Raw genomic sequence first — 26700 nt, 5'->3', positions numbered from 1 at the left:
CCGCGGCCGTACGTCAGCCGCGGGGCGCCGGGCCTGTCGTGCCCCGGGAGACGACCCGGACGCCCGGGGTGCTCAGCACCTCGGGCTCGCCCCCCGCGGCCAGGCGCAGGAGCAGGTTCGCGGTGTCGCGCCCGACCTCGTGCACGTCGCGGCTGACCACCGACAGCGGGGGGTGCGACAGCCGGCAGTTCGCCGAGTCGTCCCAGGCGAGCACCGACAGCTGCTCGGGCACGCTCACGCCGAGCTCGGCAGCGGCCGCGAGCCCTGCCACGGCCATGACGTCGTTGTCGAACACCAGCGCGGTCGGCGGTTCGTCCGCCGACAGCAGCGTGCGGGTCGCCGCCGCACCGCTCGCCTCGCCGTAGTCGCCCTCCGCCTGGGCCCCCTGGACGCCGTGCGCCGCCAGCGCCGGCCAGAACGCGGCCTCCCTGGCCCGCGTGTGCGCGTACCTCGCAGGTCCGCTGACCCTGCCGATGCGGCGATGACCCAGGTCGGCGAGGAACGACACGGCGGTGCGCATCGCCTCGGCGTTGTCGTAGTCGACCACCGAGGCGCGGCCGTCGGGCGCGCCACCGATGAGCACGAGCGGCAGGCCGAGCTCGGCGCAGACGCGCGCCCGCGGGTCGTCCTCGACCAGGTCGCCCGCGACGACCGCGTCGACCAGGCCCTCGGCCGCCCACCGCCGGTAGGCGGCCAGCTCGTCGTCCCGTTCGTGCACGACGTGCAGCAGCACGGTGGCGCCGTGCCGGTCGAGCTCCTCCTCCATCCCGGCCAGGAAGTCGGTGTAGAACGGCTCGAGACCACGCCCCTGCACGGTCGGCTGCAGCGCCACACCGAACCGTGGTGCGCGGCCCGCGCTGTCGCGTGTCGTCATGCCACGCAGTATGGACCGCGTCGTCGCGCGCCATACTGACCGCATGCCTGAGGCACCGGTGTCGCCGCGGGGGTCCCGCGGTGGCGGGCGCGCCGGGCGGTCCGTCTCGGTCAGCCGCCGCCTCGTGCTGGACCTCGTGCGCACGCGCGCCCCGATCAGCCGCGTCGAGCTGGCCGAGGCCACGGGTCTGACCCAGGCGGCCATCTCGCACGCGGTACGGGCCCTCATCGACGACGGCCTGCTGCGCGAGACCGGCGAGCGTGCCTACACCGGCGGGAAGCCGCGGGTCATGCTCACCCTCGACCGGCTCGCCCGGTGCAGCGTGGGTGTCCAGCTGGGTGCCGACTGGATCGTGGTGGTGGTGGTCGACGCGCGGGGGACCGTCGTGGCACGCACCCGCGTGCGGGGCGCCCGCTCCCGTGACCCGCAGGACGTGGTCTCGACCCTCGCCGAGCAGGTCGACGTGCTGCTGCGCGCGGCCGACGTGGACCGGTCGGCCGTGGTCGGGATCGGCCTGGCGGTCTCGGGCGCGCTGGACCTCGACGACGGGGCGGTGCTGGTCTCGCGCACCCTGGAACGCTGGCAGCGGTTCCCGGTGCGTGCCGCGCTCGCGCAGGCCACGGGTCTGCCAGTGGTGCTGGACAACGACGCGACGGCTGCCGCCATCGGCGAGTTCTGGAGCGGGCGGATCCCCGGGTCGGCCGCTCACTGCACGATCTACATGGGCGCGAGCATCGGTGCGGGCATCGTGGTGGCCGGTTCGGTGTACCGCGGGGCCAGCTCGAACACCGGACCGCTGGGCCGCATGCACCTGCACCGCGACCACCGCTCGGCCGGTGCGACCGTGGAGGACCTGGCGGCCCCCCGTGCGGTGGCGGCGCGTGCGCGGGCGGCGGTGGCGGCGGGTCGGGAGTCGATCGCGCAGCTGAGCGTCGACGGCGACCCGTTCACGGACTTCGCGGCGGTGGCGACCGCCGCCGTGCACGGCGACCCGTTGTCGGTGGAGCTCGTCGAGGAGTCGGCCGGTTATCTGGCCGATGCGGCGGTGGCGGTGGCCGACCTGCTCGACCTGGACTCCCTGGTGCTGGCCGGGCCGTCGTTCACCACGGCCGGGTCGCTGTACCTGACGGTGCTGGAGCGGCGGCTGCAGGCGGAGTTCTTCGCGGCGCCCAAGCACGGGGTGCGGGTGACGCTCTCCCCGCAGCCGGCCGATGCGGCGGCCGTCGGTGCGGCGTCGCTCGTGCTGCAGGAGGAGCTCGCTCCCCGCCACCTGGGCGCGCCGACCGGTCGGTCGGCCGGTGCGGCGGCGGCGCTGTGAGGTCGTGCGACGGCACCCCGGCGCGTCGATATCTCGATGTGGAGATAACTGCTCGACGCGGTTAGCATCGACGCGGCGCAGCAGCCAGCCCGGCAGGGCACGAGCTCGAGGGAAGGACCCCACGCGGTGGACCTGTTCGAATACCAGGCACGCGACATCTTCGAGAAGCACGGCGTGCCCGTGCTAGGCGGCGTGGTCGCCACGACGCCGCAGGAGGCCCGCGCGGGCGCCGAGCAGCTGCTCGGCGGCGACGGCGGCGTGGTCGTCGTCAAGGCGCAGGTGAAGACCGGCGGGCGCGGCAAGGCCGGCGGCGTGAAGCTGGCCCGGTCCGCCGACGAGGCCGCCGAGCGCGCCGCCGAGATCCTCGGCATGGACATCAAGGGCCACACCGTGCACCGCGTGATGATCGCCGCGGGCGCGAGGATCGCCCAGGAGTTCTACTTCTCGCTCCTGCTGGACCGCGCCGAGCGCCGCTACCTGGCCATGTGCTCGGTCGAGGGCGGCATGGAGATCGAGCAGCTCGCGGTCGAGCGTCCCGAAGCCCTGGCCAAGGTGCCCGTCGACCCGCGCACCGGCATCGACCAGGCCAAGGCCGACGAGATCGTCGCCGCCGCCGGGTTCGCCCCGGAGATCGCCGGCAAGGTCGCCGCGGTGCTGCAGAAGCTGTGGCTCGTCTACCGCGACGAGGACGCCACGCTGGTCGAGGTCAACCCGCTGGTGCTCACCGAGGAGGGCGACGTCGTCGCGCTCGACGGCAAGGTCACCCTCGACGCCAACGCCGACTTCCGGCACGCCGACCACGCCGCCCTCGAGGACAAGGCCGCGGCCGACCCGCTCGAGGCGCGCGCCAAGGAGAAGGACCTCAACTACGTCAAGCTCGACGGCGAGGTCGGCATCATCGGCAACGGCGCCGGCCTGGTCATGAGCACGCTCGACGTGGTCGCGTACGCCGGTGAGGCGCACGGCGGCGTGAAGCCCGCCAACTTCCTCGACATCGGCGGCGGCGCCTCGGCCGAGGTCATGGCCGCCGGGCTCGACATCATCCTGACCGACCCGCAGGTCAAGTCGGTGTTCGTCAACGTCTTCGGTGGCATCACCGCGTGCGACGCGGTCGCCAACGGCATCGTGGCCGCGCTGGAGATCCTCGGCGACGAGGCGTCCAAGCCGCTGGTCGTGCGGCTCGACGGCAACAACGTCCTGGAGGGACGGCGGATCCTGGCCGAGGCCGGACACCCGCTCGTCACCCTCGCCGACACGATGGACGGCGGCGCCGACGAGGCCGCCCGCCTGGCCTTCGTCGCCTGACCGCCGACTTCGAGAGACGAGAGAACAACCACCATGGCGATCTTCCTGACCGAGACGTCCAAGGTCATCGTGCAGGGCATGACCGGCTCGGAGGGGCAGAAGCACACCACGCGCATGCTCGCCTCGGGCACGCAGGTGGTCGGCGGCGTCAACCCCCGCAAGGCGGGCACGTCGGTGACCTTCCCCGTCGGTGAGGGCACCGTCGACGTGCCCGTGTTCGGCACGGTGGCCGAGGCCATCGCCGCCACCGGTGCCGACGTGTCCGTCATCTTCGTGCCGCCCGCCCACACCAAGGCCGCTGTCATCGAGGCCGTCGACGCCGGGATCCCGCTCGCGGTGATCATCACCGAGGGCGTCCCGGTGGCCGACACCGCCGAGTTCTTCGCGTACGCGCAGGCCAAGGGCGTGCGCCTGGTCGGCCCGAACTGCCCCGGCCTGATCAGCCCCGGCAAGTCGAACGTGGGGATCATCCCCGCCGACATCACCGGCCCGGGCCGCATCGGTCTGGTGTCCAAGTCGGGCACGCTGACCTACCAGATGATGTACGAGCTGCGGGACCTCGGGTTCTCCACGGCCGTCGGCATCGGTGGCGACCCGATCATCGGCACCACGCACATCGACGCGCTCGCTGCGTTCGAGGCGGACCCCGAGACCGAGGTCATCGTGATGATCGGCGAGATCGGCGGCGACGCCGAGGAGCGTGCGGCGGCCTACATCGCCGAGCACGTGACCAAGCCGGTCGTCGGCTACGTCGCCGGGTTCACGGCACCCGAGGGCAAGACGATGGGCCACGCCGGCGCGATCGTCTCCGGTTCCTCGGGCACCGCGCAGGCCAAGAAGGAGGCCCTCGAGGCCGCCGGGGTCAAGGTCGGCAAGACCCCCTCGGAGACGGCCGCGCTCGCCCGCGCGTTGCTGTCCTGACCGTTCGCTGACGTCGCCTCGCCGACGCGCCGGGGCCGGTCGGCGCCCAACGCCGGTCCCCGGGCGACGATGAGGCCGTGAGCACCACCCCGCCGCGGACCGGAGGGACACCTGCCGTGGGGCAGGCGGCCCGCCGTGTGTTGTCCGACGAGCCCCGCCGGGCACCGTTCTTCGCCAGCGCGATCGACGGGGCACCCCGGTGGGTCGCCGGGGTGCTGTGCGCCCTGCAGGGTGCGCTGCTGTCGCTGCTGGTGCTGGTCGTGCCGGCGCTCGTCGCCTACGTGGCCACGTCCGCCGACCCGTCCAACGAGGGTGTCGGCTGGCTGCGCTCCGTCGGTGTCGGTGCGAGCCTGTGGTTGCTCGGGCACGGGGTGCCGATGAGCGTGGGTGGCGTCTCGGTGAGCCTGGTGCCGCTCGGTGTCACGGCGCTCGCCGTCTTCAGCTGCTACGCCTCCGCGCGTCGCTCGGGGGTGGCCTCGGGTTCGGGGCTGGGTGCCGGCGTCGCGGCGTACGTGCTCGTGGCTGTCCTGGTGGCGCTGGGGGTCGGTGTCGGGGGCGGGGCGCTGGCCCTGGTGGTGCTCGGCTCCGCAGCGGTCGCCACGACGGGGCTCGGCTCAGGGCTCCTGGCCCGCCCCGAGGCGCCCGCGTGGCGTGAGGTCTCCCGGCCCGTGTGGTCCCGGGTCCCTGCCCCGGCGCGTGTCGGTGCGGCCGCGGGTGCGCTCGCCGTCGCGGTGCTCGTGCTGCTCGCGGCGGTCCTCGCCTCGGTGTGGGTGCTGGCCGGTCGGGCCACCGTGACGGACCTGGTGCGGGCCCTCAACCTCGACGTCATCGGCGGTTCGGTGCTGGCCGTCACCGAGCTGACCTACGTGCCCAACCTGGTGGTGTGGGCGTTCTGCTGGATCGCCGGGCCGGGCTTCGCGGTCGGTGACGGCAGCCGGTTCGCGCCCGCCGAGGTGGTCGCCGTGCCGCTGCCGACCGTGCCCGTGCTCGGCAGCCTGCCCACGCCCGACGCGGCCGGCGGTGCCATGACGTACGTGCCGGTGCTGGTGGTGCTGGTCGGTGCGCTGGTCGGCTGGAGCGTGCACCGTCGGCTGCACGCCACCCGGGCACGCGACGTGCTGGTGGCTCTCGGTGCGCTCGCGGTGACCGCCGGCGCGGTGTCCGCACTGCTCGTCCGGCTCGCCGCCGGGGCGATCGGCCCGGGCAGCATGGCCGTGGTCGGCGGCACACCGTGGGTGGTGGCCGCTGCCGTCGCCGGTGGGGTGCTGCTCGGGGCGAGCCTGCTGGCTGTCCCGGCCGACCCGATGGTGCGGTCGTTCGCCTCCCGCCGGCGCGCGTCCCGCACGGTCCCGGGGGCGGCCACCGCGGGCGGGTCCTCCGCTGCGGAGCGGACGCCCGCAGCCGAGGGGTCCGCCGCGGCCGAGGGGCCTGCCGCGCGGGCCTGACACCACGACGGGGAGCGGTCGCTCAGGCGTTGGTCGCGCGCTCCTCGAGGCGGGTCTGCCAGTCCTTGAGGTCCTGCTCGAACTGCTGCTCGCACGCGCGCTGCGCGGTGAGCGTCAACGCCTGGGACACGCACTCCTGGCGGGCGGCCTGCACGGGCCACAGCAGCAGCATGCCGCCGGCCACGAACGACCAGAACAGCGTCACGGCGACGCCGAGGCCGAGTGCGGCCGGCAGTCCGCCGCGCGCCCCTGAGCGCAGGGTGAGCACGAGCGCCCGCGCGCCGACGACGAGGCCGCCCAGGGCGAAGACCAGCGCGGCGGACTGCCACGGCAGCGGCAGCGTGCTGACCAGCACCGAGGCCAGCACCAGCAGTCCGAACACCCTGGCCTGCCGTGCGGCGCGCGCGGAGAGCACCTCGTCGACCGGTCGGGGCTCCGGTGGTACTGGCGGCCCGGGCAGCTGGGTGAGCGAGGGGTGCATCCACGGCACGTCCGGGTGGGTGCCGTCGGCGCGCGGCGCGTCCGGGGCGTCCGGGTGCGACGGTCCGGCCGGTGTCGGCGGGGCATCGCGCGAGGGGTCCGGCGGTGCGTACGGGTTGGTCACCCGGGCATTCTCCCGCACCCTGCGCGCCCCCGGGTCTGCGTCCGGCGCCCGCCCGGCCCGAGCCTGCCCGCCACCCGCCGCGGGGGTCGGGCTAGGGTCGGCCCGTGACCAGCACGCCGCCCCGCCCTGCCGGCCCCGGAGCGCCCGACCGTTCGCCGTCGCCGCAGCCCCCCGCGGTACCCACCCGCCGCACCGGGCGGGTGGTGGTGCTCGTCTCGGGCGCCGGGACGAACCTGGCGGCCCTGCTCGCCGCGCACGACGAACCGGCCTGGGGTGGTCGCGTGGTCGGCGTGGTCAGCGACCGGCCCGAGGCCGGCGGGCTCGGCCTGGCGCGTGCGGCCGGTGTGGCGACCGCGGTGGTCGCCCCGGGCGACTTCGCCGACCGGCCGGCCTGGGACGCCGCGCTGGCCGAGGCGCTGGCGGTGTTCCGCCCGGATGTCGTGGTCAGCGCGGGCTTCATGCGGATCCTCGGTCAGCCGGTGCTCGGCCGGTTCGCCGACAGGGTGGTCAACACGCACCCGGCGCTGCTGCCGGCGTTCCCCGGGGCGCACGGGGTGCGCGACGCGCTGGCCTACGGGGCGCGCGTCACCGGGTGCACGGTGCACGTGGTCGACGCGGGGGTCGACACCGGACCGATCATCGCGCAGGCGGCCGTCGAGGTGCGCCCCGACGACGACGAGCAGTCGCTGCACGAACGGATCAAGGTCGTCGAGCGGGCGCTGCTGGTCGAGTGGGTCGGTCGGATCGCCCGCGGCGGGCTGCGGGTCGAGGGCCGCCGGGTCAGCATCCCCGCCGAGGGGCGCGCCTGAGCGCTGACGGGCGAGGTGAGCGCCCGGTAGACTCGGGCCCGGCCGTGACTGGCGAACCGAGGTGGGATCGACCACCGGGGAGCGGCCGAGCAGTTCCCCTGCAGAGCACCGTCCGCCTGGGTGCCTGGGTCCCGTGTCCTCGCACCGGCCGCGCCGTCCGCGCGGTCTCGACCCAGGAGTCGCCATGTCGCACGACCTGACCCCGCTCGCCCCTGTCGCCGACCCGACGTCCGCGGCCACCCGCCGCCCGCTGCGCCGCGCGCTGCTGAGCGTCTACGACAAGACCGGTCTGCTCGAGCTGGCGGCCGCGCTGCACGCCGCCGGCGTCGAGCTGGTGTCGACCGGGTCGACCGCGTCGACCATCGCCGCCTCCGGGGTGCCGGTGACGAGGGTCGAGGAGCTCACCGGGTTCCCCGAGTGCCTCGACGGGCGCGTGAAGACCCTGCACCCGCGCGTGCACGCCGGCATCCTGGCCGACACCCGGCGCCCCGAGCACCTGGCCCAGCTCGACGACCTGGGTGTCGCCCCGTTCGAGCTCGTGGTGGTCAACCTGTACCCGTTCACGGCCACGGTCGCCTCGGGTGCCGGTCCGGACGAGTGCGTCGAGCAGATCGACATCGGCGGGCCGTCGATGGTGCGCGCGGCCGCGAAGAACCACCCGAGCGTGGCCGTGGTGGTCGACCCGACCCGGTACGACGACGTGGTCGCGGCGGCCGCTGCGGGCGGGTTCACGCTGGCGCAGCGTCGCCGTCTGGCGGCCGACGCGTTCGCGCACACCGCGTCGTACGACGTGGCGGTCGCGTCGTGGTTCGCCTCCGCCTACGCGCCCGACGAGCTCGCCACCGAGTCGTCCTTCCCGGCGTTCCTCGGGGCGACGTGGACCCGCGGGCACGTGCTGCGCTACGGGGAGAACCCGCACCAGGGCGCCGCGCTGTACCTCGCGGACGACGCGAAGGCCGGTCTGGCGACCGCCGAGCAGCTGCACGGCAAGGAGATGAGCTACAACAACTACGTCGACGCCGACGCCGCCTGGCGGGCCGCGCACGACCACGACGAGCCGGCCGTCGCGATCATCAAGCACGCCAACCCGTGCGGCATCGCCGTGGGCACGGACGTGGCCGACGCGCACGCCAAGGCGCACGCGTGCGACCCGGTCTCCGCGTACGGCGGCGTCATCGCCACCAACCGGCCGCTGACCAAGGCCGCGGCCGAGCAGATCGTCCCGGTGTTCACCGAGGTCGTCGTGGCCCCGGCGTTCGAGCCGGAGGCGCTGGAGATCCTCACGCAGAAGAAGAATGTCCGCCTGCTCACGGTCGCTGGGCCGGCGCGTGGTCCGGTGGAGCTGCGCCCCGTCACCGGTGGTGTGCTGCTGCAGCAGGCCGACCGGGTCGACGCGGACGGGGACGACCCCACCACGTGGACGCTGGCGGCGGGCGCCGCGGCCGACGAGTCCACGCTGGCCGACCTGGCGTTCGCGTGGCGTGCGGTGCGTGCGGTGAAGTCCAACGCGATCCTGCTGGCCGCCGACGGGGCCTCGGTGGGCGTCGGCATGGGCCAGGTGAACCGGGTGGACTCGTGCCGCCTGGCGGTGGAGCGGGCCAACACGGGTGACCTCGAGCGGGCTCGCGGTGCGGTGGCGGCCTCGGATGCGTTCTTCCCGTTCGCCGACGGGCTGCAGGTGCTGCTCGACGCAGGTGTGCGGGCCGTGGTCCAGCCGGGTGGCTCGGTCCGTGACGCCGAGGTCGTCGCCGCGGCGCAGGCCGCCGGCGTGACGCTCTACCTGACGGGCACCCGCCACTTCGCGCACTGACGTACCCCGGAGCACGGCGGTGAGGAGGCCCGGCCGGTACGGCGGCCCGGGCCTCCTCCTCAGACGTGCAGCGCGTCGCGCAGCGGGCGGTCGGTGTCGCGCAGGGCGGCCGGGTCGAGTCGCGGCAGCCCGGGTCCGGTGAACGCCCGCCGAGCGGCGGCGACGTCGCGCGGGCGGTCGACGGTCAGCACGGCCGTGACCGCCTCACCCTCGCACCACACGGCCGTCCAGCCGGCGGGTGCGGTCGGGTCGCCGCGCAGCACCAGGTCGTCGCCAGGGCGCGGCCGGCCGAAGAGCGCCAGCTCGTGCCCGAGCTGGGTGGAGAAGACGTAGGGCGCCAGGTCCTGGGTGATCGGGGCCGCGTCCGGAGCGGCGAGCAGGTCCGCGACCATGACGGCCGGCCCGCGCAGGGCGGCGTCCCAGTGCCCGCCGGGGATCCAGCCGTGCCGGGCGGACCGGCGCGTCGCCACGTCACCGACCGCGCGCACCGACGGCGGCGCACCCAGCACGGCGTAGCCCTCGTCGACCCGCAGCGAGCCGTCGGGTTCGAGCGGCAGCCCGCTGGCGGCCAACCACTGCGTCGCCGGGCGGGCACCGACGGCGGCCAGCACGGTGTCGGCCGGCAGCACGCGGTCGTCGGACAGCCGGACGCCGTCCGGTCGGACGTCGACGACCCGGGCCCCGGTGAGCAGCTGCACGCCTGCCGCGGCGTACCAGGGTGCGGTGAGCGCGCCCGCCTCGGCGCCGAGTGCGGCACCCAGCGGCACGGGGGCCTCCTCGACCACGGTCACCTCGACCCCGGCCGCCGCGGCGACGCCGGCCACCTCGGCCCCGATCCAGCCTGCACCGATGACCACCAGCCGTGAGCCCGTCACCAGCCGCGCGCGCAGCGCCTCCGCGTCGGCTGCGGTGTGCAGCGTCAGGGCATGCTCCCACCCGGTGGGCCGCACGGCGCGTGCACCCGTGGCGAGCACCACGGCGTCCGCCGTGAACGTGCCCGCGTCGGTGGCGACCTCGACGTCGTGCCCGGTGACCGACAGCCCGTGCGCCGCGCAGTCCAGCCGCACGTCGTCGGCCAACCCGGTCAGGTCCACGCCGAGCTCGTCGGCGAGCCACGCGGGCGAGGTGCGGTCCAGCAGGTGCTTGGAGAGCGGGGGCCGGTCGTACGGTGCGCACCCCTCGGCGCCCAGCACCTGCACGTGCCCGTCGAACCCGTGCTCGCGCAGCGCGGCGACGGTCTGGGTGGCCGCCAGCCCCGCGCCCACGACGAGCACGTCACGCGGGGGGAGCGGCCGGGGTCGGATCACCCTCCCAACGGTAGTCTCCCGGTCGGAGGCGATCGATGGAGCAGCAGGGCGAGCAGGTCACCACGGGCACGATCCCGATCGAGCAGCAGGTGCTCGATCCGCGGGCGATCGCCCGGGCGTCGTTGGCCGCGGGAGAGAACGCGTCGCTGTGGTGGACGTCCGCGGCGGTGGTCGTGGCGACCGTCATCGCGCTGACCGTCGGCACCCGTGCGGGTGGCTACGCGTTCGCGACGGTCGCGGCCGGCTGCGCGGTGCTGCGGGCGGTGCTCCCGTCGCCCGGGCCGGTCGCGCTCTCGGTCCGTCGCCGGTCCGTCGACGTGACCCTGCTGCTGATGCTGGCCATCGGGATCGGCGCGCTCACCGTGATCCTGCCCGACGGTCGGGCGGTCTGACCGTCCGCCTGCGGCACCCGGGCCACCACCTGGGATCTGGACGCACGAGGGGCCCGGGTCCGCTGCGCGCGGTCCCGGGCCCTTCGTCGTCGTGCAGCGCCGCAGGGCGCTGAGCCGGGCTCAGACGAGCTCGACGACCTCGATGATCTCGTCCTCGTCGTCCTCGAGCGCGGGCGAGGTGGCGAACGCGCGGTAGACCAGCGCGGCCACGGCGGCGCCGAGCAGCGGCGCGACCCAGAACACCCAGACCTGCTTGAGCAGCTCGCTGCCGGAGAACACCGCCGCCGCGAGGGACCGGGCAGGGTTGAGGCCGCCGTTGGTGACGGGGATCGCGACCAGCAGCAGCGCGGCGAGGGTGAGGCCGATGACCACGGCGGCGTTCACGGAGGACGCCCGACGGTCGGTGACCGCGAGGATCACGCCGACGAACACGGCCGTGGCGACGAACTCGATCAGCAGCGCGGCGAGCACCGGGAAGCCCTCGATGCCCTGGGCGGCGATCGGGGAGTGCTCGCCGTAGCCGTTCGCGGCCGCGGCGAAGAACGAGGTGACCTGGCCGTCGAGCGCCGGCAGCGTGTTGGCGACGACGAACAGGACCGCGGTCGCGGCGATGCCGGCCACGACCTGCACGAGCCAGTAGGGCAGCAGGTCGCGGGCGGGCGTGCGGCCGGCCAGCACCGCGCCGAGGGTCACCGCGGGGTTGAAGTGCCCGCCCGAGATGTGACCCACGGAGGCGATCGCGGCCACGAGCGCGAACCCGAAGGCGACGGCCACGGCGAACACCGTGGCGCCGGTGACGCTGGCGTACAGCGCGGTGCCCACGCCGGCCAGGACCAGCAGGAACGTGCCGAACGCCTCGGCGCCCAGGCGGGCGGCCAGGCCCGGGCCGGTGGGGGTGGCGACCAGGACGTCGTCGCCGAAGGCGACCTCGGTCAGGGCCGCGACGTCCGCCTCGGTGACCGGCGGGGTGGGTGCGTCGGTGGGTGCCGTGGCGGCCTCGGCCGGTGTGGTCTCGGCCGGTGCGGTCTCAGCCGCCTCAGCCACCTCGGGCGTCTCGGGTGCGGTCGTGTCGGCCGGGGTCTTGTCGGCGTTGTCCTGGGACATGTGGGTCCTGTCGGTCCGGTGCGGGGGAGCGGCGTGAGCCGCCCGCGGTGCGGGGCGCCGGCGTGCGGCGGTCCCGTCGTGCATGGTCAGGGGCCAGCATGCCAGCCCGCCGGGTCCGGTTCGCCTCATCCGAGCCTCTGACCGCTGGTCGGTCCCCGGTTTCACAGCGCCGGTCCAGGCTGGCGCCCCGTCACCCCGAAGTCTCTCGATGTCGAGTAATCTGCTGGGCGGACCCCGCCCCCAGCACAGGAGACCCTCGCATGGCGAAGATCAAGGTCGTCGGCCCCGTCGTCGAGCTCGACGGTGACGAGATGACGCGCATCATCTGGCAGTTCATCAAGGACCGCCTGATCCACCCGTACCTCGACATCGACCTGCGCTACTACGACCTGTCGATCCAGAACCGGGACGCCACCGACGACCAGGTGACGGTCGACGCCGCGCACGCCATCGCCGAGCACGGCGTGGGCGTCAAGTGCGCCACGATCACGCCCGACGAGGCGCGTGTCGAGGAGTTCGGCCTGAAGAAGATGTGGAAGTCCCCGAACGGGACGATCCGCAACATCCTCGGCGGCGTCGTGTTCCGTGAGCCGATCATCATCTCGAACATCCCGCGCCTGGTGCCGGGCTGGAACAAGCCGATCATCATCGGCCGTCACGCGTTCGGCGACCAGTACAAGGCCACCGACTTCAAGGTGCCCGGCGCCGGCACGCTGACCCTGACGTTCACCCCGGAGGACGGCTCCGCGCCGATCCAGCAGGAGGTCGTGACGTACCCCGAGGGTGGCGGCGTCGCGATGGGCATGTACAACTTCAACGAGTCCATCAAGGACTTCGCGCGCGCCTCGTTCGCGTACGGGCTGCAGCGCGGGTACCCGGTGTACCTGTCGACCAAGAACACGATCCTCAAGGCCTACGACGGCCAGTTCAAGGACCTGTTCCAGGAGGTCTTCGACGCCGAGTACGCCGCCGCGTTCGCCGAGGCCGGCCTGACCTACGAGCACCGTCTCATCGACGACATGGTCGCCTCGGCCATGAAGTGGGAGGGCGGCTACGTCTGGGCGTGCAAGAACTACGACGGCGACGTGCAGTCCGACACCGTCGCGCAGGGCTTCGGCTCGCTCGGCCTGATGACCTCGGTGCTGATGACCCCCGACGGCAAGACCGTCGAGGCCGAGGCGGCGCACGGCACGGTGACCCGGCACTACCGGCAGCACCAGGCCGGCAAGCCGACCTCGACCAACCCGATCGCGTCGATCTACGCCTGGACCGGCGGGCTCAAGCACCGCGGTGCGCTCGACGGCACCCCCGAGGTCACGCAGTTCGCGCAGACCCTCGAGGAGGTCGTGATCGCCACGGTCGAGTCCGGGAAGATGACCAAGGACCTCGCGCTCCTGGTCGGCCCGGAGCAGGCGTGGTTGACCACAGAGGACTTCCTGGCCGCGCTCGACGAGAACCTGGCAGCGCGTCTGGCCTGAGCGCCCGGCTCCGCCGTCGGCCGGCTCCTCCCGCACGGGACGGACGCCGGCCGTCGGCGCACCACGGGCCGGCGTGCACACGCCGCCCCGTACGCCTGACGGACGACGTCCGGGCAGGTAGCGTGCCTGACAGGGCGGCGTTCACGCGGCCCGAGGAGCGAACAAAGGAGTGCGCCCGTGCCTGCAGCAGCCAACCCCGTCCACGTCACCGTCACCGGGGCCGCCGGCCAGATCGGCTACGCGCTGCTGTTCCGGATCGCCTCGGGGCAGCTGCTCGGCCCGGACACCCCCGTACACCTGCACCTGCTCGAGGTCCCGCAGGCGCTGAAGGCCGCCGAGGGCACCGCGATGGAGCTCGACGACTGCGCGTTCCCGCTGCTGGCGGGCATCGACATCCATGACGAGGCGACGGCGGCGTTCGACGGGGCGAACGTGGCGCTGCTCGTCGGCGCCCGCCCGCGGACGGCCGGCATGGAGCGCGGTGACCTGCTCTCGGCCAACGGCGGGATCTTCGGCCCGCAGGGTGCGGCGATCAACGCCGGGGCGGCCGACGACGTGCGGGTGCTGGTCGTCGGGAACCCGGCGAACACCAACGCGTACATCGCCCAGCAGCACGCCCCTGACGTGCCGGCCGACCGCTTCACCGCGATGACCCGGCTGGACCACAACCGTGCGCTGGCCCAGGTGGCGGCGCGCACGGGCGCGTCGGTGGCGGACATCGCGCGGCTGGCCATCTGGGGCAACCACTCGGCGACCCAGTACCCGGACCTGACGCACGCGATCATCGCGGGGCGTCCGGCGCTCGAGGTGGTCGACGACGAGGCCTGGGTGCGCGACACCTTCGTCCCGACCGTGGCCAAGCGGGGTGCGGCGATCATCGAGGCGCGCGGCGCGTCCTCGGCGGCCTCGGCGGCGAACGCCGCGATCGGCCACGTGCACACGTGGGTGCACGGCACACCGGCGGGGGACTGGACGTCGGCGGGTGTCGTGTCGGACGGTTCGTACGGCGTACCCGAGGGGCTGGTGGCCTCGTTCCCCGTCACGGCGGCCGACGGTGCGTTCACGATCGTGCCCGGTCTCGAGCTCGACGCGTTCTCGCGGGCGCGGATCGACGCCTCGGTGGCCGAGCTGGTCGAGGAGCGCGAGGCCGTGCGGGCGCTGGGCCTGGTCTGACCCGGACCCGCTGCGGGATGGGCCCGGCTCGAGGCGTGCGACGATCGGCGCGTCGAGCGGGTCGGTGAGAGGGAGTGCGATGGGCGTCCGGGTGGCCATCAGGGTCAAGCCCGGCGCCTCGCGCACCCGGGTCGGTGGTGCGTACGGCGAGGCTCTGGTGGTCGCGGTCGGCGCGCGGGCGGTCGACGGGGCGGCGACGGCGGCGGCGATGGAGGCGGTCGCCGACGCGCTCGGTGTGCGCCCGCGCCACGTCCAGCTGGTGACGGGTGCGACGAGCCGCGACAAGGTCGTGGAGGTCGACGGGCTCGACCCGGACGAGGTGTCGCGGCGCGTCGCGGCCTTGAAGGGCCCAGCCGGGGCGTGAGCCCAGGGTTCGCCTGACCTTGCCCGACCTCTCCTCACCTCGCCCGACCGGTTCGCCCGGTCGGTCCGTCGACGACCGATCTGCCCGAAACGCTTGCTGAACGTTGCTGCAACTCCATACAGTCGGGGCACAGCCTGTCCACCGACCGCACGACGGCGTGCGGCGACGAAGGAGTCCCGATGGTCGGCGTCCGTCCACGTACCCCTGCCCGCCCCCGAGCACTCGTCGCCGCGGCGACGGCCACCGCCCTCGCTCTCAGCGGCGCGGTCGCGCTCCTGGTGCCCACCGCCGCGGCGGCCGCCGACCGCACGGTCGCCCTGGTCGGCGACCTGCAGAGCGAGCTCGGCTGCCCCGGCGACTGGCAACCCGACTGCACCGCCACCGAGCTGGCACCCACTGGCATCGAGGGCCGCTACGCCGCGGAGTTCGAGGTCCCCGCCGGCAGCTTCCAGTACAAGGTCGCGCTCAACGACACGTGGGACGAGGCGTACGGCAAGGACGGCGGCAGCGACAACGTCCCGCTCGTGCTCGCCGGCACCAGCACCGTGCGCGTCACCTACGACGACACCACGCACCGCATCGCGCTCACTCCGCTCGACCTCGCCGGCGACTACACCGACGCGGACGCCGCGGTCGTGGCCGACCCCGCACGCGACAGCGGCGCAGGTGAGCAGTTCTACTTCGTCATGACCGACCGGTTCGCGAACGGCGACACCACCAACGACACGGGCGGCCTCACCGGCGACCGGATGACCACCGGTCTGGACCCCACCGACAAGGGCTTCTACCACGGGGGTGACATCGCCGGCCTGCGGCAGAAGCTCGACTACATCGAGGGCCTGGGCACCACCGCCATCTGGCTGACGCCCTCGTTCGCCAACAAGCCCGTGCAGGGCACCGGCGTGAACGCCTCCGCCGGGTACCACGGGTACTGGATCACCGACTTCACGCGCATCGACCCGCACCTGGGCACCAACGCCGAGCTGTCGGCACTGATCACCGAGGCCCACGACCGGGGCATCAAGGTCTACTTCGACATCATCACCAACCACACCGCCGACGTCATCGACTACGCCGAGGGCCAGTACGGCTACGTGGACCAGGCGACCAGCCCGTACACGGCCGCCGACGGCACCGCGTTCGACCCGGGCGACTACGCCGGCACCGGCACGTTCCCGACGCTCGACCCGGCGACCTCGTTCCCGTACACCCCGGTGATCGACCCGGCCGAGGCCGACGTCAAGGTCCCGGCCTGGCTGAACGACCCCACGCTCTACCACAACCGCGGCAACTCGACCTGGACGGGGGAGTCGGTCACCTACGGCGACTTCGACGGGCTCGACGACCTCATGACCGAGCACCCCACGGTCGTCAACGGCTTCGTCGACGTCTACGACCAGTGGGTCGACCTCGGCATCGACGGGTTCCGCATCGACACCGTCAAGCACGTCAACCTCGAGTTCTGGCAGCAGTTCACCACCCAGGTGCTCGACTACGCGCACAGCCACGGCAAGCCCGACTTCTTCCTGTTCGGCGAGGTCTACGACGCCGACGCCGCCAAGCTGTCGCCGTACCTGCGCTCGACCGACATGAACGCGGTCCTCGACTTCACGTTCCAGTCGGCGGCGGCGTCCTACGCGAAGGGCTTCTCGGCGGCCGGGCTCGCCCAGCTGTTCGCCAGCGACGACATGTACACCACGCCGACCACGAACGCGCAGGCGCTGCCGACGTTCCTGGGCAACCACGACATGGGCCGCATCGGCTACGTCGTCAAGGACTCCCCGGACGCGCAGGCCCGTTCCGAGCTGGCGCACTCGCTGATGTACCTCACGCGCGGTCAGCCGGTCGTCTACTCCGGCGATGAGCAGGGCTTCGTCGGCAACGGGTCGCTGGGCGGCAAGGACAAGGACGCACGGCAGTCGCTGTTCGCCAGCCAGGTCCCCGAGTTCACCGGGCAGGCGCTGCTGGACGGCACGACCGCCGGATCCGTGGACCGCTACGGCACCGACACCACGCTGTACCAGCACATCGCCGAGCTGGCCGCGCTGCGTGAGCAGACCCCGGCGCTGAGCACCGGCGCCCAGATCGAGCGGTACGCCGACGGGGCCGTGTACGCGTTCAGCCGCGTCGACCAGGGTGAGCGGGTCGAGCACCTCGTCGCGCTCAACAACGGCACGACGCCGGCCACCGTCACCATCGACACCCTGACCCCGGGGGCGAGCTTCACGCCGCTGCTGGGCGCGTCCTCGTCGGTGACCGCCGCCGCCGACGGCACGGTGAGCCTGACCGTGCCGGCGCTGACCGCGGTCGTCCTGCGCGCCGACGCCCAGGTCGCGGCCCCTGCCGCGCCCGCGCCGGTCACCGTGGTCGCCCCGACCGCCGGTGCCGCCCTGTCGGGTCTGGCGGCGGTCTCCGCCGACGTCGCCGACGACGTCTGGAGCCAGACGTCGTTCGGCTACCGGACGGTGGGGGACGACACGTGGACGGCTCTCGGCACGGCCGAGACGACCAGCCCGCGCGTGTTCCACGACGTGTCCGCCCTGGCCGACGGGACCCTGGTCGAGTACCGGGCCGTCACGGTCGACGCCGCCGGTCACCGCAGCGCGGCCTCCACCTACGCCAGCGTGGGCGTGGCGGTCGACGGGGTGGTCCCCGACACCGACCCGGGTGACGTGGTCGTCTCCGTGCCGGGCAGCCACAACAGCGCCATGGGCTGCGCCGGTGACTGGCAGCCCGCGTGCGAGTCCGCACGGCTGAGCACCCTGACCGGCGACGTCTACTCCGGCACCTTCACCATCCCGCCGGGCACCTACGAGTACAAGGTCGCGATCAACGGCACCTGGGACGTCAACTACGGAGCCGGCGGCGTGCCCGGCGGCCCGAACGTCACCTACACCGTCTCCGGGGACACCCCGCAGCAGGTCACGTTCGTCTACGACCGCCGCACGCACGCGTTCACCTCCTCGGCGCAGGGTCCGCTGCTGACCCTGCCCGGCTCGGCGAACAGCGAGCTCGGCTGCGCCGGCGACTGGGACCCGACCTGTCTGGCCACCGTCCTGCTCGACCCCGACGGCGACGGCGTGGCCACGTTCACGGCCGACGACCTGCCGGCCGGCACGTACGAGGTCAAGGTCGCGCACAACCTGTCGTGGGCGGAGAACTACGGCGCCGGCGGGGCACCGAGCGGGGCGAACATCCCGTTCTCCGCACCCGGCGGCAAGCCGGTGACGTTCTCCTACGACATCGCCACGCACGTGCTCACCATCGACGTGACCGACCCGCCGCTCGCCGGTACGGGTCAGCAGGCCGCGCACTGGGTCGACGCGGCGACGATCGCCTGGCCGACCACCCTGGTGCCCACCGGGGCGGACCCCGCTGCGCTCACCTGGCAGCTGTGGTCCTCGACCACGGGTGCGCTCGCGGTCACCGACGGCGTGGTGACGGGTGCGGACGGCGACCCGGTGACCCTCACGCTCGACCCCGCGGGCCTGAGCGACGCCCAGCTCGCGCGGTTCCCCGCCCTGACGGGCGCGGTCGCCCTGACCACGGGTCTCGACGAGGCCACCGCGCGTGAGCTGCTCACCGGCGAGCTGCTGGTGACGCAGGCCGCGGCCGACGGCACCCTGTCGGCGGCGACCGGCGTGCAGATCCCGGGCGTGCTCGACGACCTGTACGCACAGGCTGCTGCCGACCGTACGCTCGGGGCGTCGTGGCGCAGGGGTGCCCCGTCGCTGGCGCTGTGGGCACCGACCGCGCAGCAGGTCGACCTGCTGGTGTGGCCCACCACGCGCGGCACGATCGACACGTCGGGCGAGCCGCAGCGGGTCGCCGCGACCAGGCAGGACGACGGCTCGTGGACCGTCGCCGGCACCAAGGCGTGGCGCGGTGCCGCCTACCTGTGGGAGGTCACGGTCTTCGCGCCGACCACGGGTGCGGTCGAGGTCAACCGGGTCACCGACCCGTACTCGGTCGCGCTGACCCTCGGCTCGACGCACTCGGTGCTGGTGGACCTGGCCGACAAGGCCTACCGGCCGAGCCAGTGGGAGCGCACGAGGCAGCCGGTGGTCGAACCGGTCGAGCAGACGATCTACGAACTGCACGTGCGGGACTTCTCGATCTCGGACGAGACCGTGCCGGCGTTCCGTCGCGGCACCTACTCGGCGTTCGCCGTGCGGTGGAGCGAGGGTCGGCAGCACCTGCGTGACCTGGCCGACACAGGGCTCACCACGGTGCACCTGCTGCCGACGTTCGACATCGCCTCGATCCCGGAGGACCGCGCCGCCCAGCAGGTGCCTGCCTGCGATCTGGCGTCGTTCGCACCGGACTCGAGCGAGCAGCAGGCCTGCGTGGCGGCCGTCGCCGCGCAGGACGGCTACAACTGGGGCTACGACCCGCTGCACTGGACGACGCCGGAGGGCTCGTACGCGGTCGACGCGACGGGCGGTGCGCGCGTGGCCGAGTTCCGCACGATGGTCGGGGCGTTGCACGCCGACGGCCTGCAGGTGGTGCTGGACCAGGTGTTCAACCACACGGCCGCCTCGGGCCAGAGCCCGCTGTCGGTGCTCGACCGCGTGGTGCCCGGCTACTACCACCGGCTGAACGCCACGGGCGCGGTCGAGACGTCCACCTGCTGCCAGAACGTCGCGACCGAGCACGCCCTGGCCGAGAAGCTCATGGTCGACTCGGTCGTCACGTGGGCCAAGGACTACAAGGTCGACGGCTTCCGCTTCGACCTCATGGGCCACCACTCGGTGCAGACCATGCAGGCGGTCCGCGACGCCCTCGACGCGCTGACGGTCCGCAAGGACGGCGTCGACGGCTCGAAGGTCTACCTGTACGGCGAGGGCTGGAACTTCGGCGAGGTGGCCGACAACGCCCTGTTCACCCAGGCCACGCAGGGTCAGCTCGGCGGCACGGGCATCGGCACGTTCTCCGACCGGCTGCGGGACGCCGTGCGTGGTGGTGGTCCCTTCGACGAGGACCCGCGGATCCAGGGGTTCGGCTCGGGCGCCTACACCGACCCGAACGGCGCCGCGGTCAACGGCAGCGAGGCCGACCAGCTGGCGCGGCTGCAGCACGCCGGTGACCTGGTGCGGCTCGGGCTGGCCGGCAACCTGCGCGACTACACGTTCCTGACCAGTGCGGGCACGGTGCAGCGGGGTGACCAGCTGGACTACAACGGGCAGAGCGCCGGCTACGCCGACTCCCCGGAGGAGGTCGTCACCTACGTCGACGCGCACGACAACGAGACGTTGTTCGACTCGCTCACCCTCAAGCTGCCGACGGACACGTCGATGGCCGACCGGGTGCGCATGAACACCGTGTCGCTGGCCACCACGGCCCTGGCCCAGACGCCGTCGTTCTGGCACGCCGGCGCGGACCTGCTGCGCAGCAAGTCGCTGGACCGCAACAGCTACGACTCGGGTGACTGGTTCAACGAGGTCGACTGGTCCGGTCAGGGGTCCACGTTCGGGCGTGGGCTCCCACCGGCGGCGGACAACGAGGCCAAGTGGGTCTTCCAGCAGCCGCTGCTGGCCGACCCGGCGCTCGTGCCGTCGCCGGACGACATCGGGGCGGCCTCGGCGCAGGCGCAGGACCTGCTGCGGCTTCGCTCGTCGACCCCGCTGTTCCACCTCGGCTCGGCGGACCTGATCGAGCAGCGCGTGACGTTCCCGGGTTCGGGTCCGGACGCCACCCCGGGTGTGGTCGTCATGCACGTCGAGGACCGCGACGGCTGGGACTCCTCGACGTGGCGGCTGCGCCGTGACCTCGACCGTGCGCTGGACGGGGTGCTGGTCGTGGTCAACGCCTCCGACGAGCCGGCGACCCAGGTCGTCGGGTCGCTGGCCGGTCGCCGCTACCAGCTCTCACCCGTGCAGGCGCACGGCAGCGACCCGGTGGTCCGCTCGACCACGTGGAGCACGGCGACGGGCACCGTCACGGTGCCGGCACGGACCGTGGCGGTGCTCGTCGAGAAGGACGCACGGCATCACTGAGGTGCACTGACGCCCGACGCGGCGCCGGTGGTGGGAGGTGTTCCCGGCCATCGGCGCCGCGCCATGTGCGGGCCGGCCCGGGCACCTTGGGTTCGCGCAACGAAGCCAGTAGGGGCGGATCCGAGGCCAGGGCGTGCAAGGCGTGATCCAGGTCACCCGGATTGGAAGCGCTCCCGCGTCGTTTCACCCGCAGCGGCGTGATCGAACCGTGATGATTTCGCAATCCGGGGTATGCCATCCCGGCTTGACTTCGAGAACTGAACCCAAGAGAGTTGGCCTACTGCTCCGGGGCGACGACGCCCGTCGCATCCGGTGCGCAGTCGGGACCGGGTCCGCGAGCACTGCAGCTCAGCGAGACACCGACCCGCGCAGGGTGTGGGTCCGCCAGGACCTCTCAACGACGAGAAGGAGCACATGATGCGACGGATCAGTTTCGCGGCGATGGGCATGGTTGTCGCCTTCGGCCTCGCCGCATGCTCGGGCAGCGGTGCGGGCGACGACGAGACGACCGGCACCGGCTCGGGCGACGCCGGCGACACGCTCGTCGGTGTCGCGATGCCGACCGAGACGTCCGAGCGGTGGATCGCCGACGGCGACGCCGTGAAGAAGGGCCTCGAGGACGCCGGGTACCAGGTCGACCTGCAGTACGCGGCCGACGACATCCCGACGCAGCAGCAGCAGATCGACCAGATGATCACCAAGGGCGCCGACCTGCTGATCGTCGCCTCGATCGACGGCACCGCGCTGGCCAACCAGCTCCAGGCCGCCGCCGACCAGGGCATCCCGGTCATCGCCTACGACCGCCTCATCCGCGACACGGAGAACGTCGACTTCTACGTGACGTTCGACAACTACAACGTGGGTGTGCAGCAGGCCACCTCGCTGCTCGTGGGCCTGGGCATCCTCAACGAGGACGGCTCCGAGGGTTCCGCCGCCGGTCCGTTCAACATCGAGCTGTTCGCCGGCTCGCTGGACGACAACAACGCGCACTTCTTCTTCAAGGGCGCGATGGACACCCTCCAGCCGTACCTGGACAACGGCACGCTCGTCGTGAAGTCGGGTCAGGTGGAGATCGAGCAGGTCGCCACGCTGCGCTGGCTGCAGGAGACGGCGCAGAAGCGCATGGAGGACCTGCTGACCTCCACGTACGGTGACGGCAGCAAGGTCAACGCGGTCCTCTCGCCGTACGACGGCATCTCGCGCGGCATCATCACCGCCCTGCAGAACGCCGGCTACGGCCCGGGCCTGGACGCCGGTCTGCCGGTCGTCACCGGCCAGGACGCCGAGATCGCCTCCGTCAAGCTCATCAACGACGGCGTGCAGTTCTCGACGATCTTCAAGGACACCCGCAAGCTCGCCGAGCAGTCGGTCGTCGCCGCCTCCTCGTTCCTCGCAGGTGAGGAGCCCGAGGCGAACGACACCGAGTCGTACGACAACGGCGTCAAGGTCGTCCCGTCGTACCTGCTCGAGTCGGACATCGTCTACGCGAGCAACATCCAGGCGCTCCTGATCGACTCGGGCTACTGGACCGAGGAGCAGGTGGCCAGCGGCCAGGCCTGATCCAGCCCCATCACGCACCACCCGGTGACCGGCCGGCGTCCCCCGACGCCGGCCGGTCCCCCCGGGCGTGCCGGACATCGTCGATGTCCATGACAACGAAGGACGGTTGAGGTCGCATGGCGAGCCCCATTCTCGAGATGCAGTCCATCACCAAGACCTTTCCCGGCGTGAAGGCCCTGCAGGACGTCTCCCTCTCGGTCGCACGTGGCGAGATCCACGCGATCTGCGGGGAGAACGGCGCCGGCAAGTCGACCCTGATGAAGGTGCTCTCGGGTGTGTACCCGCACGGCACCTACGACGGGAAGATCCTCTTCGACGGGGAGGAGGTCCAGTTCGGGTCGATCAACGACTCCGAGGCCAAGGGCATCGTCATCATCCACCAGGAGCTCGCCCTGGTCCCGTACCTGTCGGTCGCGGAGAACATCTTCCTCGGCAACGAGCGGGTCAACCACGGCCTGATCGACTGGAACAAGGCCAACGCGGAGGCGGCTGCGCTGCTGGCCCGCGTGGGGCTGGACGAGCTGCCGGTCACCCCCGTCATGCAGCTCGGCGTCGGCAAGCAGCAGCTCATCGAGATCGCCAAGGCGCTCTCCAAGCAGGTCAAGCTGCTGATCCTGGACGAGCCCACCGCGGCGCTCAACGACTCCGACTCCGAGCACCTGCTCGACCTCCTGCGTCACCTGCAGGGTCAGGGCATCACCTCGATCATGATCTCCCACAAGCTCAACGAGATCGCCGAGATCGCCGACTCCACCACGATCATCCGTGACGGCATGTCCATCGAGACGCTCGACATGAAGCGCGACAACGTCACGCAGGAGCGGATCATCAAGGGCATGGTCGGCCGCGACCTCGAGCACCGGTACCCGCCGCACGAGTCGAAGGTCGGCAGCGAGCTCCTGCGGATCGAGGAGTGGACCGTCCATCACCCGACGCAGCCCGAGCGCATCGTCGTGGAGAACGCCAGCATCACGGTCAACGCGGGCGAGATCGTCGGCATCGCCGGCCTCATGGGTGCCGGTCGCACCGAGCTGGCCATGAGCGTGTTCGGCCGCACCTACGGCAGCCACGCCACCGGCAAGGTCTACGTGCACGGCAAGGAGGTCAGCACCAGGACCGTGTCCGAGGCGATCGGCCACGGCATCGCCTACGTGAGCGAGGACCGCAAGCGGTACGGCCTCAACCTCATCGAGGACATCCGCACGAACATCTCGGCAGCCAGCCTCGGCAAGATCTCCACCGGCGGATTCGTCAACGGCAACGAGGAGATCAAGGTCGCCGAGGAGTACCGGCAGAGCATGAACATCAAGAGCCCCACGGTGATGGCGCTCACGGGCAAGCTCTCCGGCGGCAACCAGCAGAAGGTCGTGCTGAGCAAGTGGATCTACACCGATCCCGAGGTGCTCATCCTCGACGAGCCGACTCGCGGCATCGATGTCGGTGCCAAGTACGAGATCTACACGATCATCAACAGGCTCGCTGACGCCGGCAAGGGGGTGCTCGTGATCTCGTCCGAGCTGCCCGAGCTGCTCGGCATCTGCGACCGCATCTACACGCTCGCGTTCGGCCGCATCACCGGCCAGCTCCCGCGCGCGGAGGCTACACAGGAGAACCTGATGCAGCTCATGACGAAGGAAAGGGACCAGGTCCGATGACTGCTGTCGCAGCACTGAAGGACATCTTCACGAGGAACCTGCGCCAGAGTGGGATCTACATCGCGTTCGTGGCCATCATCGGCCTGTTCGCGGTCCTCACGGACGGCATGCTGCTCTCGCCGGACAACCTCACGAACATCGTCCTGCAGTACTCCTACATCCTGATCCTCGCCACGGGCATGGTGATCGTCATCATCGCCGGGCACATCGACCTCTCGGTCGGGTCCGTCGTGGCCCTGACCGGCGCGATCTCGGCGATCGTCGTGATCCAGCGGGGTGGGCCGTGGTGGGCCGGTGTGCTCGCCGCCCTCGCCGTCGGTCTGGTCGTCGGTGCGTGGCAGGGCTTCTGGGTGGCGTTCGTCGGGATCCCCGCGTTCATCGTGACGCTGGCCGGCATGCTCCTGTTCCGCGGTCTGACGCTGCAGGTGCTGAACAACATCTCGCTGTCGCCGTTCCCGGCCGGCTACCAGAAGATCGCCGGTGGGTTCCTCAACGGCTTCCTCGGTGGCAACGGCTACGACGTGTTCACGCTCGTCGTGTTCGGCATCGCGGTCGCGGCCTACGCCTACAGCCAGCTGCGCACCCGCCAGGGCCGCCAGCGCTACCAGCAGTCCGTCGAGTCGTTCCCGCTGTTCGTGCTCCGCATCGTCCTCGTGGCCGCCGTGGTCATGGCCTTCGCGTGGCAGCTCGCCAACAGCCGCGGCCTGCCGATCGTGCTGATCATCCTCGGCGTGCTGATCATGACCTACACGATCGTGACCACGAAGACCGTGTTCGGTCGCCACGTGTACGCCATCGGTGGCAACCTCTCGGCCGCGCAGCTGTCGGGTGTGAAGGTCAAGAAGGTCAACTTCTGGATCTTCGTGAACATGGGTCTGTTGTCCGCCATCGCCGGCATCGTGTACTCCTCGCGCTCCAACGGTGCGCAGCCGGCCGCGGGCAACATGTTCGAGCTCGACGCCATCGCCGCCTGCTTCATCGGTGGCGCGTCGACCACCGGTGGTGTCGGCCGCGTGACCGGCGCCATGGTCGGTGGTCTGATCATGGCCGTCATGTCGAACGGCATGTCGCTCATGGGTGTCGACCAGTCCGTGCAGCAGATCGTCAAGGGCCTCGTCCTCCTGCTGGCCGTCGCCTTCGACATCTACAACAAGCGCCGCGCGGGCGCCGCACGCTGAACCACCAGGACCCCGGGTCGGACCGGGCGGGAACTCCCGCTCCTCCCGGCCCGGGGTTCTGCACATCCGGGGTGACGACGCCCCGACCACGCCCCGGGCAGGGGTGTGTCCGTCGGTGCCTGGCGGCGCCGGTAGGCTCGCGGCCGTGAGAGGACGGGTGTCCATGTCGGGCTCGCAGTCCTCGCTGCGCGAGGCCAACCGCGCGCTGATCGTCGAGACGATCAAACGGCACGGCGGCCTGACCCAGGTGGAGCTGGCTGCCGCGACCGGTCTGTCGGCCGCGACGGTGTCCACCATCGTCAAGGAGCTGCTCGGCGGCGGGTTCGTCGACATCCAGGTGACGACCCGCAGCGGCCGCCGCGCCCAGCTGGTCACGCTCGCGCGGCGGGTCGGGCTGGCGGTCGGCATCCAGGTCGGGCACCGGCACCTGCGGGTCGTGCTGGGCGACTTCACGCACGAGGTCGTCGCCGACCAGACGCTGCCGCTGCCGACCGACCACCGCTCCGACACGACGCTGGACCGTGCGGCGCTGCTGGTCCTCGAGCTGCTCGAACGGGTCGGCTCCTCGATCGACGAGGTCGTCGGCATCGGCATCGGGGTCCCGGCGCCCGTGGACGAGGGCACCGGCATGCTCTCCGTGCGGGGTCTCATGCGCGGCTGGGACGAGGTGCACATCGCACACGTCATGGCCAAGCGGCTGGCCCGGCCGGTCTACGTCGACAACGACGCCAACCTGGGGGCGCTCGCCGAGAGCGCGGTCGGGGCGGCGCGCGAGTACCGCGACAGCGTCTACGTGCGCGCGTCCTACGGTACGGGGGCCGGCATCGTCATCAACGGCAACGTGCACCGGGGGTTCGCCGGCACCGCAGGCGAGATCGGGCACGTGCCCGTCGACCCGCAGGGCGACATCTGCCGGTGCGGCAGCCGCGGCTGCCTGGACACGGTCGTCGGTGCGCGTGCGCTCGTCGAGCCGCTGCGGGCCAGCCACGGCAACCTGACGCTGCGCGACGTGGTGCAGCGGGCCAACGCGGGCGACCCGGGCTGTGCGCAGGTGATCCAGGACGCGGGCGCGTCGATCGGCGCGGTCGTGTCCGGGCTGGCGATGGCGGTCAACCCGCAGTGCATCGTGGTCGGCGGTGAGCTGGCCGAGACGGGCGAGGTGCTGCTGGCGCCCATGCGCGAGGCCATCCGCCGTCGCGTGCTGCTGAACCAGATCGCCCCGCTGGAGGTGGTCCCGGCCGAGCTCGGCTCGGCGGCCGAGGTGATGGGTGCACTCGGCCTGGTGCTGCAGTCCACGGACGTCGACGTGACCCGCGACGAGCAGGGGGACGCCTCCGACGAGTCGGCGATCGCCTCGGGTGCGACGGGGTGAGCGTGGGCGACGCCGGCCGGGACGACGGGGTCACG

At 72.5% G+C, this 26700-nt stretch carries 19 protein-coding genes and 1 riboswitch; of the genes, 15 read left to right on the top strand and 4 right to left on the bottom strand.

Annotated features, from left to right (window positions below):
* Nucleotides 1-13 precede the first annotated feature (13 nt).
* On the bottom strand, nucleotides 14-874 hold the full coding sequence (locus tag ACTHAM_RS12595) for a LacI family DNA-binding transcriptional regulator (protein WP_440687944.1): 861 nt from the start codon (nucleotides 872-874) through the stop codon (nucleotides 14-16).
* Between the two features lie 43 nt (nucleotides 875-917).
* Here ACTHAM_RS12595 and ACTHAM_RS12590 point away from each other — a divergent pair, with 43 nt between their 5' ends.
* The 4 genes from ACTHAM_RS12590 to ACTHAM_RS12575 all read left to right on the top strand — a co-directional run bounded on the left by ACTHAM_RS12590 (nucleotide 918) and on the right by ACTHAM_RS12575 (nucleotide 5863).
* Nucleotides 918-2192, top strand: a complete 1275-nt coding sequence (locus ACTHAM_RS12590; RefSeq protein ID WP_440687942.1) for an ROK family protein — start codon at nucleotides 918-920, stop codon at nucleotides 2190-2192.
* Nucleotides 2193-2318: 126 nt separating this feature from the next.
* Nucleotides 2319-3497, top strand: a complete 1179-nt coding sequence (sucC, locus tag ACTHAM_RS12585; RefSeq protein ID WP_440687940.1) for an ADP-forming succinate--CoA ligase subunit beta — start codon at nucleotides 2319-2321, stop codon at nucleotides 3495-3497.
* A gap of 33 nt (nucleotides 3498-3530) precedes the next feature.
* Nucleotides 3531-4418: a succinate--CoA ligase subunit alpha gene (gene sucD, locus ACTHAM_RS12580; RefSeq protein ID WP_440687938.1), complete on the top strand. Its 888-nt coding sequence runs from the start codon at nucleotides 3531-3533 to the stop codon at nucleotides 4416-4418.
* A 77-nt stretch (nucleotides 4419-4495) separates the two neighbouring features.
* Nucleotides 4496-5863: a cell division protein PerM gene (locus ACTHAM_RS12575; protein ID WP_440687936.1), complete on the top strand. Its 1368-nt coding sequence runs from the start codon at nucleotides 4496-4498 to the stop codon at nucleotides 5861-5863.
* Between the two features lie 22 nt (nucleotides 5864-5885).
* Here the strand turns inward: ACTHAM_RS12575 and ACTHAM_RS12570 are convergent, their stop codons facing one another.
* A complete protein-coding gene (locus ACTHAM_RS12570; protein ID WP_440687934.1) occupies nucleotides 5886-6467 on the bottom strand; it encodes a hypothetical protein in 582 nt (193 codons plus the stop codon).
* 104 nt (nucleotides 6468-6571) lie between these two features.
* Here ACTHAM_RS12570 and purN point away from each other — a divergent pair, with 104 nt between their 5' ends.
* Together purN and purH are read left to right on the top strand one after the other, a co-directional pair.
* Complete coding sequence (purN, locus tag ACTHAM_RS12565; RefSeq protein ID WP_440687932.1) at nucleotides 6572-7276, top strand: phosphoribosylglycinamide formyltransferase; 705 nt, start codon at nucleotides 6572-6574, stop codon at nucleotides 7274-7276.
* A gap of 34 nt (nucleotides 7277-7310) precedes the next feature.
* Nucleotides 7311-7405: riboswitch (ZMP/ZTP riboswitch) on the top strand.
* A 55-nt stretch (nucleotides 7406-7460) separates the two neighbouring features.
* A complete protein-coding gene (gene purH, locus ACTHAM_RS12560) occupies nucleotides 7461-9086 on the top strand; it encodes a bifunctional phosphoribosylaminoimidazolecarboxamide formyltransferase/IMP cyclohydrolase (RefSeq protein WP_440687930.1) in 1626 nt (541 codons plus the stop codon).
* 59 nt (nucleotides 9087-9145) lie between these two features.
* Here the strand turns inward: purH and ACTHAM_RS12555 are convergent, their stop codons facing one another.
* Entirely contained in the window at nucleotides 9146-10393 is a 1248-nt protein-coding gene (locus tag ACTHAM_RS12555) for an FAD-dependent oxidoreductase (RefSeq protein WP_440687928.1), read from the bottom strand.
* Nucleotides 10394-10428: 35 nt separating this feature from the next.
* Here ACTHAM_RS12555 and ACTHAM_RS12550 point away from each other — a divergent pair, with 35 nt between their 5' ends.
* Entirely contained in the window at nucleotides 10429-10785 is a 357-nt protein-coding gene (locus ACTHAM_RS12550; protein ID WP_440687926.1) for a DUF3017 domain-containing protein, read from the top strand.
* A 120-nt stretch (nucleotides 10786-10905) separates the two neighbouring features.
* Here the strand turns inward: ACTHAM_RS12550 and ACTHAM_RS12545 are convergent, their stop codons facing one another.
* On the bottom strand, nucleotides 10906-11889 hold the full coding sequence (locus ACTHAM_RS12545; RefSeq protein WP_440687924.1) for an aquaporin: 984 nt from the start codon (nucleotides 11887-11889) through the stop codon (nucleotides 10906-10908).
* A gap of 260 nt (nucleotides 11890-12149) precedes the next feature.
* On the opposite strand from ACTHAM_RS12545, the gene ACTHAM_RS12540 reads away from it, so the two are divergent.
* The 8 genes from ACTHAM_RS12540 to ACTHAM_RS12505 all read left to right on the top strand — a co-directional run bounded on the left by ACTHAM_RS12540 (nucleotide 12150) and on the right by ACTHAM_RS12505 (nucleotide 26665).
* Entirely contained in the window at nucleotides 12150-13367 is a 1218-nt protein-coding gene (locus tag ACTHAM_RS12540; protein ID WP_440687922.1) for an NADP-dependent isocitrate dehydrogenase, read from the top strand.
* 177 nt (nucleotides 13368-13544) lie between these two features.
* Nucleotides 13545-14540, top strand: coding sequence for a malate dehydrogenase (locus tag ACTHAM_RS12535; RefSeq protein WP_440687920.1), 996 nt, complete (start codon nucleotides 13545-13547; stop codon nucleotides 14538-14540).
* A 79-nt stretch (nucleotides 14541-14619) separates the two neighbouring features.
* On the top strand, nucleotides 14620-14904 hold the full coding sequence (locus tag ACTHAM_RS12530) for a DUF167 family protein (RefSeq protein ID WP_440687918.1): 285 nt from the start codon (nucleotides 14620-14622) through the stop codon (nucleotides 14902-14904).
* Nucleotides 14905-15083: 179 nt separating this feature from the next.
* A complete protein-coding gene (gene pulA / locus ACTHAM_RS12525) occupies nucleotides 15084-20900 on the top strand; it encodes a pullulanase-type alpha-1,6-glucosidase (RefSeq protein WP_440687916.1) in 5817 nt (1938 codons plus the stop codon).
* A 414-nt stretch (nucleotides 20901-21314) separates the two neighbouring features.
* Entirely contained in the window at nucleotides 21315-22460 is a 1146-nt protein-coding gene (chvE, locus tag ACTHAM_RS12520; RefSeq protein WP_440687914.1) for a multiple monosaccharide ABC transporter substrate-binding protein, read from the top strand.
* A gap of 116 nt (nucleotides 22461-22576) precedes the next feature.
* Nucleotides 22577-24115: a multiple monosaccharide ABC transporter ATP-binding protein gene (gene mmsA / locus ACTHAM_RS12515; protein ID WP_440687912.1), complete on the top strand. Its 1539-nt coding sequence runs from the start codon at nucleotides 22577-22579 to the stop codon at nucleotides 24113-24115.
* A complete protein-coding gene (gene mmsB / locus ACTHAM_RS12510) occupies nucleotides 24112-25293 on the top strand; it encodes a multiple monosaccharide ABC transporter permease (RefSeq protein ID WP_440687910.1) in 1182 nt (393 codons plus the stop codon). The genes mmsA and mmsB overlap by 4 nt, the downstream gene beginning before the upstream one ends.
* A 163-nt stretch (nucleotides 25294-25456) precedes the next feature.
* The gene (locus ACTHAM_RS12505; RefSeq protein WP_440688036.1) at nucleotides 25457-26665 is read left to right on the top strand and encodes an ROK family transcriptional regulator; all 1209 of its coding nucleotides are present in this window, start codon (nucleotides 25457-25459) and stop codon (nucleotides 26663-26665) included.
* The last annotated feature ends 35 nt before the right edge of the window (nucleotides 26666-26700 follow it).

The sequence above is a fragment of the Cellulomonas soli genome (assembly GCF_052036975.1).
GTDB classification, from domain to species: domain Bacteria; phylum Actinomycetota; class Actinomycetes; order Actinomycetales; family Cellulomonadaceae; genus Cellulomonas; species Cellulomonas soli_A.
This window is presented reverse-complemented; position numbering and strand designations above follow the sequence as displayed.